General features: G+C 57.1%; 10 protein-coding genes. All 10 read left to right on the top strand.

The window, feature by feature from the left end:
- Positions 1-79: 79 nt before the first annotated feature.
- The 10 genes from nuoC (at position 80) to nuoM (ending at position 12,475) form a co-directional block, all read left to right on the top strand.
- Positions 80-1,882, top strand: coding sequence for an NADH-quinone oxidoreductase subunit C/D (nuoC, locus tag OGX84_RS11435; RefSeq protein ID WP_012131492.1), 1,803 nt, complete (start codon positions 80-82; stop codon positions 1,880-1,882).
- Between the two features lie 2 nt (positions 1,883-1,884).
- On the top strand, positions 1,885-2,385 hold the full coding sequence (gene nuoE, locus OGX84_RS11430; RefSeq protein WP_012131493.1) for an NADH-quinone oxidoreductase subunit NuoE: 501 nt from the start codon (positions 1,885-1,887) through the stop codon (positions 2,383-2,385).
- On the top strand, positions 2,382-3,719 hold the full coding sequence (gene nuoF / locus OGX84_RS11425; RefSeq protein WP_012131494.1) for an NADH-quinone oxidoreductase subunit NuoF: 1,338 nt from the start codon (positions 2,382-2,384) through the stop codon (positions 3,717-3,719). Before nuoE ends, nuoF begins: the two co-directional genes overlap by 4 nt.
- Positions 3,720-3,800: 81 nt before the next feature.
- Entirely contained in the window at positions 3,801-6,527 is a 2,727-nt protein-coding gene (gene nuoG / locus OGX84_RS11420) for an NADH-quinone oxidoreductase subunit NuoG (protein WP_112002097.1), read from the top strand.
- The gene (gene nuoH / locus OGX84_RS11415) at positions 6,524-7,501 is read left to right on the top strand and encodes an NADH-quinone oxidoreductase subunit NuoH (RefSeq protein ID WP_012131496.1); all 978 of its coding nucleotides are present in this window, start codon (positions 6,524-6,526) and stop codon (positions 7,499-7,501) included. Before nuoG ends, nuoH begins: the two co-directional genes overlap by 4 nt.
- Positions 7,502-7,515: 14 nt before the next feature.
- Positions 7,516-8,058, top strand: a complete 543-nt coding sequence (gene nuoI, locus OGX84_RS11410) for an NADH-quinone oxidoreductase subunit NuoI (protein WP_012131497.1) — start codon at positions 7,516-7,518, stop codon at positions 8,056-8,058.
- Between the two features lie 11 nt (positions 8,059-8,069).
- Complete coding sequence (nuoJ, locus tag OGX84_RS11405; protein WP_012131498.1) at positions 8,070-8,624, top strand: NADH-quinone oxidoreductase subunit J; 555 nt, start codon at positions 8,070-8,072, stop codon at positions 8,622-8,624.
- Positions 8,621-8,923: an NADH-quinone oxidoreductase subunit NuoK gene (gene nuoK, locus OGX84_RS11400; protein WP_000612644.1), complete on the top strand. Its 303-nt coding sequence runs from the start codon at positions 8,621-8,623 to the stop codon at positions 8,921-8,923. Before nuoJ ends, nuoK begins: the two co-directional genes overlap by 4 nt.
- Positions 8,920-10,761 (top strand): NADH-quinone oxidoreductase subunit L, encoded by a 1,842-nt coding sequence (nuoL, locus tag OGX84_RS11395; RefSeq protein ID WP_012131499.1) that lies wholly within the window; start codon positions 8,920-8,922, stop codon positions 10,759-10,761. The genes nuoK and nuoL overlap by 4 nt, the downstream gene beginning before the upstream one ends.
- 184 nt (positions 10,762-10,945) lie before the next feature.
- On the top strand, positions 10,946-12,475 hold the full coding sequence (gene nuoM / locus OGX84_RS11390; protein WP_012131500.1) for an NADH-quinone oxidoreductase subunit M: 1,530 nt from the start codon (positions 10,946-10,948) through the stop codon (positions 12,473-12,475).
- Position 12,476 lies beyond the last annotated feature (1 nt).

The raw sequence follows: 12,476 nt of genomic DNA, 5'->3' as shown, positions 1-12,476 counted from the left end.
CCTGTCGGCAGCAGACTTCACTTCGCTTATCACTACATAAATAACGCGAAGCACTGCCGACTACCACGGACCATTTGCAATGGTGAACAATATGACCGACTTAACCGCGCAAGACGCTGTATGGCAAACCCGGGATCATCTGGATGACCCGGTCATTGGCGAACTGCGCAACCGTTTTGGGCCGGATGCCTTTACCGTTCAGGCGACCCGCACCGGGGTACCCGTTGTTTGGGTCAAGCGTGAACAATTACTGGAAGTTGGCGATTTCTTAAAGAAACTGCCGAAACCTTACGTCATGCTGTTTGACTTACACGGCATGGACGAGCGTCTGCGCACGCACCGCGACGGATTACCCGCTGCGGATTTTTCCGTTTTCTACCACCTGATCTCAATAGACCGCAATCGCGACATCATGCTCAAGGTGGCATTGTCTGAAAACGACCTGCATGTGCCGACGTTTACCAAACTCTTCCCGAACGCCAACTGGTACGAGCGTGAAACCTGGGAGATGTTTGGCATCACGTTTGACGGCCACCCGCACCTGACGCGTCTGCTGATGCCGCCGACCTGGGAAGGGCATCCGCTGCGTAAAGACTACCCGGCGCGCGCCACCGAATTCGATCCGTTTGAGCTGACCAAAGCCAAGCAGGATCTGGAGATGGAAGCGCTGACCTTCAAACCGGAAGACTGGGGGATGCAACGCGGCACCGAAAACGAGGACTTTATGTTCCTCAACCTCGGTCCGAACCACCCGTCCTCACACGGCGCATTCCGTATCGTACTTCAGCTTGACGGCGAAGAAATTGTCGACTGCGTGCCTGACATCGGCTACCACCACCGTGGCGCTGAGAAAATGGGCGAACGCCAGTCCTGGCACAGCTACATTCCGTATACCGACCGTATCGAATACCTCGGCGGCTGCGTCAACGAAATGCCGTACGTACTGGCGGTAGAGAAACTGGCGGGTATCACCGTACCGGATCGCGTAAACGTGATTCGCGTTATGCTCTCCGAACTGTTCCGCATTAACAGCCACCTGCTGTACATCTCGACGTTTATTCAGGACGTCGGCGCGATGACCCCGGTCTTCTTCGCCTTTACCGACCGTCAGAAAATTTACGATGTGGTGGAAGCGATCACCGGTTTCCGTATGCACCCGGCCTGGTTCCGTATCGGCGGCGTCGCGCACGACCTGCCGCGCGGCTGGGATCGCCTGCTGCGTGATTTCCTGGACTGGATGCCGAAGCGTCTGGACTCCTACGAGAAAGCGGCGCTGCGCAACACCATCCTGAAAGGGCGTTCTCAGGGCGTTGCCGCTTACGGCAAGAAAGAAGCGCTGGACTGGGGCTGTACAGGCGCCGCGCTGCGTGCGACCGGTATTGATTTCGACGTGCGTAAATCACGTCCGTACTCTGGCTACGAGAACTTTGACTTTGAAATCCCGGTTGGCGGCGGCGTGTCCGACTGCTATACCCGCGTGATGCTGAAAGTCGAAGAGCTGCGTCAGAGTCTGCGCATCCTTGAGCAGTGCCTCAATAACATGCCGGAAGGCCCGTTCAAAGCGGATCACCCGCTGACGACGCCGCCGCCGAAAGAGCGCACGCTGCAACATATCGAAACCCTGATCACCCACTTCCTGCAAGTGTCGTGGGGCCCGGTCATGCCTGCGAATGAATCCTTCCAGATGGTAGAGGCGACCAAGGGTATTAACAGTTACTACCTGACCAGCGATGGCAGCACCATGAGTTACCGTACTCGTATCCGTACCCCGAGCTATGCGCATTTGCAGCAGATTCCGGTGGCGGTGCGCGGCAGCCTGGTGTCTGACCTGATCGTTCATTTAGGTAGTATCGATTTTGTTATGTCAGATGTGGACCGCTAATTATGCACGAGAATCAACAACCACAAACCGAGGCTTTTGAGCTGAGTGCGGCAGAGCGTGAAGCCATTGAGCACGAGAAGCACCACTACGAAGACCCGCGTGCGGCGTCCATTGAAGCGCTGAAAATCGTACAGAAGCAGCGTGGCTGGGTGCCGGATGGCGCGATCTACGCGATCGCCGACGTGCTGGGTATTCCGGCGAGCGATGTCGAAGGCGTCGCTACATTCTACAGCCAGATCTTCCGCCAGCCGGTCGGTCGCCATGTGATCCGCTACTGTGACAGCGTGGTGTGCCATATCACCGGTTATCAGGGGATCCAGGCCGCGCTGGAGAAAAAACTCAATATCAAGCCGGGGCAGACGACCTTTGACGGTCGCTTTACGCTGCTGCCGACCTGTTGCCTGGGGAACTGCGACAAAGGGCCGAACATGATGATTGATGAGGATACTCACAGCCATCTGACCCCGGAAGCCATTCCCGAACTACTGGAGCGGTATAAATGAAAAACGTTATCCGTACTCCCGAAACGCATCCGCTGACCTGGCGTCTGCGCGATGACAAGCAGCCGGTATGGCTGGACGAATACCGTAGTAAAAACGGCTACGAAGGCGCGCGTAAAGCGCTGACCGGGCTGTCTCCTGACGAGATCGTCAATCAGGTGAAAGACGCTGGCCTGAAAGGGCGCGGCGGCGCGGGCTTCTCCACCGGTCTGAAGTGGAGCCTGATGCCGAAAGATGAATCCATGAACATCCGTTACCTGCTGTGTAACGCCGATGAAATGGAGCCGGGCACCTATAAAGACCGTCTGCTGATGGAGCAACTGCCGCACCTGCTGGTGGAAGGTATGTTGATCTCCGCCTTTGCCCTGAAAGCGTACCGTGGCTACATCTTCCTGCGTGGCGAATACATCGAAGCGGCTGTGCATCTGCGCCGCGCAATCGCGGAAGCGACCGAAGCCGGTCTGCTCGGCAAAAACATCATGGGCACCGGTTTCGACTTCGAACTGTTTGTCCACACCGGGGCAGGGCGTTACATCTGCGGTGAAGAAACCGCGCTGATTAACTCCCTCGAAGGTCGTCGCGCCAACCCGCGCTCTAAGCCGCCGTTCCCGGCAAGCTCCGGCGTATGGGGCAAGCCGACCTGCGTCAACAACGTGGAAACGCTGTGTAACGTCCCGGCGATCCTCGCGAACGGCGTGGAGTGGTATCAGAACATTTCGAAGAGCAAAGATGCGGGCACCAAGCTGATGGGCTTCTCCGGTCGCGTGAAAAATCCGGGACTGTGGGAACTGCCGTTCGGCACTACCGCGCGTGAGATCCTCGAAGATTACGCCGGTGGCATGCGCGATGGCCTGAAATTCAAAGCCTGGCAGCCAGGCGGCGCGGGAACTGACTTCCTGACCGAAGCGCACCTCGACCTGCCGATGGAATTTGAAAGCATCGGTAAAGCGGGCAGCCGTCTGGGTACGGCGCTGGCGATGGCCGTTGACCACGAAATTGGCATGGTGTCGCTGGTGCGTAACCTGGAAGAGTTTTTTGCGCGTGAATCGTGCGGCTGGTGTACGCCGTGCCGCGACGGTCTGCCGTGGAGTGTAAAAATTCTGCGTGCGCTGGAACGCGGCGAAGGCCAGCCTGGGGATATCGAGACACTTGAGCAACTGTGTCGTTTCCTCGGGCCGGGTAAAACCTTCTGTGCGCATGCGCCAGGCGCGGTCGAACCGTTGCAGAGCGCCATTAAATATTTCCGCGAAGAATTCGAAGCTGGCATCAAGCAGCCGTTCAGCAATACCCATGTGATTGGTGGTATACAGCCGAACCTGCTGAAAGAGCGCTGGTAATTGCGGGCTTACCCCTGCATCGCGATAAGTCATTCGATTAACGCTTAGTCCCTGACTAAGCCAACTGGAAGCATGCTGACTATGGCTACGATTCATGTAGACGGCAAAGAATATGAGGTCAACGGCGCAGACAACCTGCTACAGGCATGTCTGTCCCTCGGCCTTGATATTCCGTACTTTTGCTGGCACCCGGCGCTGGGTAGCGTCGGTGCTTGCCGCCAGTGTGCGGTGAAGCAATATCAAAACGCGGAAGATACGCGTGGTCGCCTGGTGATGTCTTGTATGACGCCTGCCACCGACGGCACCTTTATTTCTATTGATGACGAAGAAGCGAAACAGTTCCGCGAAAGCGTGGTGGAATGGTTAATGACCAACCACCCACACGATTGTCCGGTCTGTGAAGAGGGCGGTAACTGCCACCTTCAGGATATGACCGTGATGACGGGCCACAACTTCCGTCGTTACCGTTTCACTAAGCGTACTCACCGCAACCAGGATTTGGGGCCGTTCATCTCTCACGAAATGAACCGCTGCATCGCCTGCTACCGCTGCGTGCGTTACTACAAAGACTACGCAGACGGCGCGGATCTGGGCGTATATGGCGCGCATGACAACGTCTACTTCGGTCGTCCTGAAGACGGTACGCTTGAAAGCGAATTCTCCGGCAACCTGGTAGAAATCTGCCCGACCGGCGTATTCACCGACAAAACGCACTCCGAGCGTTATAACCGTAAGTGGGACATGCAGTTTGCGCCAAGCATCTGCCAGCAGTGCTCCATCGGTTGTAACACCAGCCCGGGCGAGCGCTACGGCGAACTGCGTCGTATCGAGAACCGTTACAACGGGACCGTTAACCACTACTTCCTCTGCGACCGTGGTCGTTTCGGTTATGGTTATGTGAACCTGAAAGACAGGCCTCGTCAGCCGATTCAGCGTCGTGGCGATGACCTGATCACCCTCAACGCCGAACAGGCGATGCAGGGCGCGGCGGATATTCTGCGTCAGTCGAAGAAAGTGATCGGCATCGGTTCTCCGCGCGCCAGCGTTGAGAGCAACTTCGCGCTGCGTGAACTGGTGGGCGCGGATAACTTCTATACCGGTATCGCTCAGGGCGAGCAGGAACGTCTGCAACTGGCGCTGAAAGTGCTGCGCGAAGGCGGCATTCATACTCCGGCGCTGCGTGACATCGAATCTTACGATGCGGTACTGGTGCTGGGCGAAGATATTACCCAGACCGGCGCGCGCGTTGCGCTGGCGGTTCGCCAGGCGGTGAAAGGCAAAGCACGTGAAATGGCGGCGGCCCAGAAAGTGGCCGACTGGCAGATTGCGGCCATCCTCAATATCGGCCAGCGCGCTAAGCATCCGCTGTTTGTGACCAACGTTGACAACACCCGTCTGGACGACATCGCGGCATGGACTTACCGTGCGCCGGTGGAAGATCAGGCGCGTTTAGGCTTTGCCATCGCTCATGCGCTGGACGACAGCGCACCGGTGGTCGACGGCATCAGCAGCGATTTGCAGAACAAAATCGACGTCATCGTTCAGGCGCTGGCAGGTGCGAAGAAACCACTGATTATCTCCGGCACCAACGCCGGTAGCGCGGAAGTGATTCAGGCGGCCGCCAACGTGGCGAAAGCGCTGAAAGGCCGTGGTTCGGATGTCGGCATCACCATGATTGCCCGCTCGGTCAACAGCATGGGGCTGGGCATGATGGGCGGCGGTTCGCTGGATGACGCGTTGACCGAACTGGAAACCGGTCGTGCCGACGCTGTCGTGGTGCTGGAAAACGATCTGCACCGTCATGCAAGCGCCGTTCGCGTAAATGCCGCGCTGGCAAAAGCGCCGCTGGTGATGGTGGTTGACCATCAGCGCACGGCAATTATGGAGAATGCGCATCTGGTGCTCTCCGCCGCAAGTTTTGCGGAAAGCGACGGTACGGTCATCAACAACGAAGGCCGCGCGCAGCGTTTCTTCCAGGTTTATGACCCGGCCTATTACGACAGCAACACCGTGATGCTGGAAAGCTGGCGCTGGCTGCACTCGCTGCACAGCACCGTGCAGAACCGCGAGGTGGACTGGACGCAACTGGACCACGTTATTGACGCCGCGATCGCCGCAATGCCGCAACTGGCGGGCATTAAAGATGCCGCGCCGGACGCGACCTTCCGCATTCGCGGGCAGAAACTGGCGCGTGAGCCGCACCGTTACAGCGGTCGTACCGCGATGCGCGCTAACATCAGCGTTCACGAGCCGCGTCAGCCGCAGGATAAAGACACCATGTTCGCCTTCTCAATGGAAGGGAACAACCAGCCGGGCGCGCCGCGTTCGCAGATTCCGTTTGCCTGGGCGCCAGGCTGGAACTCCCCACAGGCGTGGAACAAGTTCCAGGATGAAGTGGGCGGCAAACTGCGTCATGGCGATCCGGGCGTGCGTTTGATTGAAGCATCTGAAAACGGTCTTGATTACTTCACTACCGTTCCGGCCAGCTTCCAGGCACAGGATGGTCAGTGGCGTATCGCGCCGTACTATCACCTGTTTGGCAGTGACGAAATGTCGCAGCGCTCTCCGGTCTTCCAGAGCCGTATGCCGCAACCGTACATCAAACTCAACCCGGCTGATGCCGCGAAGTTGGGCGTGAATGCGGGAACGCGCGTTTCCTTCAGCTACGACGGCAATACGGTAACGCTGCCGGTTGAAATCGCTGAAGGCTTAACGGCAGGGCAGGTCGGATTGCCGATGGGTATGCCTGGCATCGCGCCGGTTCTGGCGGGCAGTCGTCTTGAGAATCTGCAGGAGGCGCAACAATGAGTTGGATTACACCGGATCTGATCGAGATCCTGCTGAGCATTCTCAAAGCGGTGGTGATCCTGCTGGTGGTGGTCACCTGCGGGGCATTCATGAGCTTTGGCGAACGTCGTCTGCTGGGTCTGTTCCAGAACCGTTATGGGCCAAACCGCGTTGGCTGGGGCGGTTCGCTCCAGCTGGTCGCGGACATGATCAAAATGTTCTTTAAAGAGGACTGGATCCCGAAATTCTCGGATCGCGTCATCTTTACCCTGGCGCCGATGATCGCTTTTACCTCGCTGCTGCTGGCGTTCGCTATCGTTCCGGTTAGCCCGACCTGGGTTGTCGCTGACCTGAACATCGGGATTCTGTTCTTCCTGATGATGGCGGGTCTGGCGGTGTATGCGGTGCTGTTCGCCGGTTGGTCGAGCAACAACAAATACTCGCTGCTGGGGGCGATGCGTGCATCAGCACAGACGCTCAGCTACGAAGTGTTCCTCGGGCTTTCCCTGATGGGCGTGGTGGCGCAGGCCGGTTCATTTAATATGACCGACATCGTCAACAACCAGGCTGATATCTGGAACGTTATTCCGCAGTTCTTTGGTTTTGTCACCTTTGCCATCGCGGGCGTGGCGGTGTGTCACCGTCATCCGTTTGACCAGCCGGAAGCCGAACAGGAACTGGCCGATGGTTACCACATTGAATATTCCGGTATGAAATTCGGTCTGTTCTTCGTGGGGGAATACATCGGTATCGTTACTATCTCCGCGCTGATGGTGACGCTGTTCTTCGGTGGCTGGCATGGCCCGTTCTTACCGCCATTCATCTGGTTCGCGCTGAAAACCGCGTTCTTTATGATGATGTTCATTTTGATTCGTGCGTCGTTACCGCGTCCTCGTTATGACCAGGTAATGTCCTTCGGCTGGAAAGTCTGCCTGCCGTTGACGCTCATCAACTTGCTGGTAACGGCGGCTGTCATTCTCTGGCAGGCGCAATAAGGGGCACAAAGACCATGACCTTAAAAGAATTGTTAGTAGGCTTCGGCACCCAGGTACGCAGTATCTGGATGATCGGCCTGCATGCGTTCGCGAAACGCGAAACGCAGATGTACCCGGAAGAGCCGGTCTATCTACCGCCTCGTTACCGTGGCCGTATCGTGCTGACGCGCGACCCGGACGGCGAGGAGCGTTGCGTTGCCTGTAACCTGTGTGCGGTAGCCTGCCCGGTAGGCTGTATCTCGCTGCAAAAAGCAGAGATGAAAGATGGTCGCTGGTATCCTGAGTTTTTCCGTATCAACTTCTCACGCTGCATTTTCTGCGGCCTGTGCGAAGAAGCCTGTCCGACGACGGCCATTCAGCTCACCCCCGATTTTGAAATGGGTGAGTACAAGCGCCAGGACCTGGTTTATGAGAAAGAGGATCTGCTGATCTCCGGTCCGGGCAAATACCCGGAATATAACTTCTACCGGATGGCAGGTATGGCAATCGACGGCAAAGATAAGGGCGAAGCAGAGAACGAAGCCAAGCCTATCGACGTCAAGAGCCTGTTACCGTAAGGAGAGGGGCAATGGAGTTCGCTTTTTATATCTGTGGCCTGATCGCCATTCTCGCAACCTTGCGAGTCATCACCCATACCAATCCGGTACACGCGCTGCTGTATCTGATTATTTCGCTGTTGGCGATTTCCGGGGTGTTTTTCTCGCTGGGTGCTTACTTTGCCGGTGCGCTGGAAATTATCGTTTATGCGGGCGCCATCATGGTGCTGTTCGTGTTCGTGGTCATGATGCTCAACCTCGGCGGTTCGGAAATCGAACAGGAACGCCAGTGGCTGAAACCGCAGGTGTGGATTGGCCCGGCGATTTTGTCGGCCATCATGCTGGTGGTGATCGTGTACGCCATTCTGGGCGTCAACGACCAGGGTATCGACGGTACGCCAATTAGCGCCAAAGCGGTCGGTATCTCGCTGTTTGGGCCTTACGTTCTGGCGGTCGAACTGGCCTCTATGCTGCTGCTGGCCGGTCTGGTTGTCGCCTTCCACGTCGGTCGCGAAGAGCGTGTGGGCGAAGTGCTGAGCAACCGTCCTGGTGACAGCGCGAAAAGAAAAACGGAGGAGCACGCATGATCCCCTTACAACATGGACTGATCCTCGCGGCGATTTTATTCGTGCTGGGCTTAACCGGTCTGGTTATCCGCCGCAATCTGCTGTTTATGCTGATTGGGCTGGAAATCATGATTAACGCCTCCGCGCTGGCCTTCGTGGTCGCCGGGAGCTACTGGGGCCAGACGGATGGTCAGGTGATGTACATTCTCGCCATCAGCCTTGCGGCTGCGGAGGCGAGTATTGGCCTGGCGCTGTTACTGCAACTTCATCGCCGTCGCCAGAACCTGAACATCGATTCAGTAAGTGAGATGCGTGGATGAACATGCTTGCCTTAACCATTATTCTGCCATTGATTGGCTTTGTATTACTGGCGTTCTCTCGCGGTCGCTGGTCGGAAAACCTCTCCGCGACTGTGGGCGTCGGCTCCATTGGCCTGGCGGCGCTGGTGACGGCGTTTGTCGGCGTTGACTTCTTCGCTAACGGCAAGCAGGCGTTCAGCCAGCCGCTGTGGACGTGGATGTCGGTGGGTGATTTCAACATCGGTTTCAACCTGGTGCTGGACGGCCTGTCGCTGACCATGCTCTCGGTAGTGACCGGCGTGGGTTTCCTGATCCACATGTTCGCCTCCTGGTATATGCGCGGTGAAGAGGGATACTCCCGCTTCTTCGCCTACACCAACCTGTTTATCGCCAGCATGGTTATTCTGGTGCTGTCCGATAACCTGCTGTTGATGTACCTCGGCTGGGAAGGCGTGGGTCTGTGCTCCTATCTGCTGATCGGTTTCTACTACACCGATCCGAAGAATGGCGCAGCGGCAATGAAAGCGTTTGTTGTGACCCGTGTGGGCGACGTGTTCCTCGCGTTTGCGCTGTTCATTCTGTACAACGAACTGGGCACCCTGAACTTCCGCGAAATGGTGGAACTGGCGCCAGCGCACTTCGCCGACGGCAACAACATGCTGATGTGGGCGACGCTGATGCTGCTGGGCGGTGCGGTAGGTAAATCTGCGCAGCTGCCGTTGCAGACCTGGCTTGCAGACGCGATGGCGGGCCCGACGCCTGTCTCCGCGCTGATCCACGCCGCGACGATGGTTACCGCCGGTGTTTACCTGATTGCCCGTACCCACGGCCTGTTCCTGATGACGCCGGAAGTGCTGCATCTGGTGGGGATCGTTGGGGCGATTACGCTGGTGCTGGCCGGTTTCGCCGCGTTGGTGCAGACCGACATCAAACGTGTTCTCGCTTACTCCACCATGAGCCAGATTGGCTACATGTTCCTGGCGCTGGGCGTCCAGGCGTGGGATGCGGCGATTTTCCACCTGATGACGCACGCCTTCTTTAAAGCGCTGCTGTTCCTGGCGTCCGGCTCGGTGATTCTGGCCTGCCACCACGAACAGAACATCTTCAAGATGGGCGGTCTGCGTAAATCCATTCCGCTGGTGTATCTCTGCTTCCTGGTGGGTGGCGCGGCGCTGTCGGCTCTGCCGCTGATTACCGCCGGCTTCTTCAGTAAGGATGAGATTCTGGCTGGCGCGATGGCGAATGGTCATATCAATCTGATGGTTGCAGGTCTGGTCGGTGCGTTCATGACCTCCTTGTACACCTTCCGTATGATTTTCATCGTGTTCCACGGTAAAGAACAAATTCACGCTCATGCAGGGAAGGGGATTACGCATCACCTGCCGCTGATTGTGCTGATGGTACTGTCCACCTTTGTTGGCGCGCTGATTGTGCCGCCGTTGCAGGGTGTGCTGCCGCAGACGACCGAGCTTGAGCATAGCCGCGTGATGACCCTGGAAATTGCCTCCGGCGTGGTTGCGATTGTCGGCATCCTGATTGCCGCATGGCTGTGGCTGGGTAAACGTACTCTGGTGACTTCTGTCGCCAACAGTGCGCCGGGCCGTCTGCTGGGCACCTGGTGGTATAACGCCTGGGGCTTCGACTGGCTGTACGACAAAGTGTTCGTGAAGCCGTTCCTCGGCGTCGCCTGGCTGCTGAAACGCGACCCGCTCAATGCGTTGATGAACGTTCCGGCTATCCTTTCCCGCTTTGCAGGTAAAGGCCTGCTGCTCAGCGAGAACGGATATCTGCGCTGGTATGTGGCATCCATGAGCATCGGTGCGGTCGTTGTGCTGGCGCTGTTGATGGTACTGCGTTGAGTTTGAGGATTGTGGGGTTGATGTCGGATGGCGCTGGCGCTTATCCGACCTACGGGAATCTGTAGGCCCGGTAAGCGTTAGCGCCACCGGGCAAAAAAGGCCGCAATCCGAAGTGAATTTTCTGTTGTGAGAATTCGTTGAAAATCAGGTCCTGATGGGACTTTAACAAGGAATAAAGATCGCCATGTTACTACCCTGGCTAATATTAATTCCCTTTATCGGTGGCTTTCTGTGCTGGCAGACCGAACGCTTCGGCGTGAAGGTGCCGCGCTGGATTGCGCTGATCACCATGGGACTGACGCTGGCGCTTGGCCTGCAACTGTGGTTGCAGGGCGGCTATTCACTGACGCAAGCCGCTGGCATTCCGCAGTGGCAGTCTGAGTTCATTCTGCCGTGGATCCCGCGCTTCGGCATCTCTATCCATCTGGCTATCGACGGTTTGTCGCTGCTGATGGTGGTGCTGACCGGTCTGCTGGGAGTTCTGGCGGTACTCTGCTCCTGGAATGAAATCGAAAAATATCAGGGCTTCTTCCACCTGAACCTGATGTGGATTCTGGGCGGCGTTATCGGCGTGTTCCTTGCCATCGACATGTTCCTGTTCTTCTTCTTCTGGGAAATGATGCTGGTGCCGATGTACTTCCTGATCGCGCTGTGGGGGCACAAAGCCTCTGACGGTAAAACGCGTATCACGGCGGCTACCAAGTTCTTCATCTATACCCAGGCGAGCGGTCTGGTGATGTTGATTGCCATCCTGGCGCTGGTGTTTGTACACCACAATGCGACCGGCGTCTGGACCTTCAACTACGAAGACCTGCTGAAAACGCCGATGTCGCACGGGGTGGAATACCTGCTGATGCTGGGCTTTTTCATCGCGTTTGCGGTGAAAATGCCGGTGGTTCCGCTACACGGCTGGCTGCCAGACGCGCACTCCCAGGCGCCGACCGCAGGTTCCGTTGACCTCGCCGGTATTTTGCTGAAAACGGCGGCTTACGGTCTGCTGCGCTTCTCGCTGCCGCTGTTCCCGAACGCCTCCGCCGAGTTTGCGCCGATTGCGATGTGGCTGGGTGTGATTGGCATCTTCTACGGCGCGTGGATGGCCTTCACCCAGTACGACATTAAACGTCTGATTGCGTACACTTCCGTTTCGCACATGGGCTTCGTACTGATTGCTATCTACACCGGCAGCCAGCTGGCGTACCAGGGCGCTGTAATCCAGATGATTGCGCACGGTCTGTCGGCAGCGGGTCTGTTCATCCTGTGTGGTCAGCTGTACGAACGTCTGCATACGCGTGATATGCGTATGATGGGCGGTCTGTGGAGCAAAATTAAATGGTTGCCTGCGCTGTCGATGTTCTTCGCGGTGGCGACGCTCGGTATGCCGGGCACCGGTAACTTCGTTGGCGAATTTATGATTCTGTTCGGTAGCTACCAGGTGGTTCCGGTCATTACCGTGATCTCAACCTTTGGTCTGGTGTTTGCTTCCGTTTACTCGCTGGCGATGCTGCATCGCGCTTACTTCGGTAAAGCGAAGAGCCAGATTGCCAGCCAGGACATGCCAGGGATGTCGCTGCGAGAGCTGTTTATCATCCTGTTGCTGGTCGTGCTTCTGGTACTGCTTGGCTTCTATCCGCAGCCGATTCTGGATACCTCGCATTCTGCGATGAGCAACATCCAGCAGTGGTTTGTTAATTCCGTTACTACTACAAGGCCGTAAA

The organism is Citrobacter sp. CK202, from assembly GCF_030333225.1.
GTDB lineage: Bacteria > Pseudomonadota > Gammaproteobacteria > Enterobacterales > Enterobacteriaceae > Citrobacter_B > Citrobacter_B koseri.
Note: the sequence above shows the minus strand (reverse complement) of the source record. Positions and strands in the feature narration are given on the sequence as shown.

Bases quoted from the DNA above. Each gene is read 5' to 3' on its own strand.
- nuoC (WP_012131492.1), top strand. From the start codon at position 80: ATGGTGAACAATATGACCGACTTAACCGCGCAAGACGCTGTATGGCAA.
- nuoE (WP_012131493.1), top strand. From the start codon at position 1,885: ATGCACGAGAATCAACAACCACAAACCGAGGCTTTTGAGCTGAGTGCG.
- nuoF (WP_012131494.1), top strand. From the start codon at position 2,382: ATGAAAAACGTTATCCGTACTCCCGAAACGCATCCGCTGACCTGGCGT.
- nuoG (WP_112002097.1), top strand. From the start codon at position 3,801: ATGGCTACGATTCATGTAGACGGCAAAGAATATGAGGTCAACGGCGCA.
- nuoH (WP_012131496.1), top strand. From the start codon at position 6,524: ATGAGTTGGATTACACCGGATCTGATCGAGATCCTGCTGAGCATTCTC.
- nuoI (WP_012131497.1), top strand. From the start codon at position 7,516: ATGACCTTAAAAGAATTGTTAGTAGGCTTCGGCACCCAGGTACGCAGT.
- nuoJ (WP_012131498.1), top strand. From the start codon at position 8,070: ATGGAGTTCGCTTTTTATATCTGTGGCCTGATCGCCATTCTCGCAACC.
- nuoK (WP_000612644.1), top strand. From the start codon at position 8,621: ATGATCCCCTTACAACATGGACTGATCCTCGCGGCGATTTTATTCGTG.
- nuoL (WP_012131499.1), top strand. From the start codon at position 8,920: ATGAACATGCTTGCCTTAACCATTATTCTGCCATTGATTGGCTTTGTA.
- nuoM (WP_012131500.1), top strand. From the start codon at position 10,946: ATGTTACTACCCTGGCTAATATTAATTCCCTTTATCGGTGGCTTTCTG.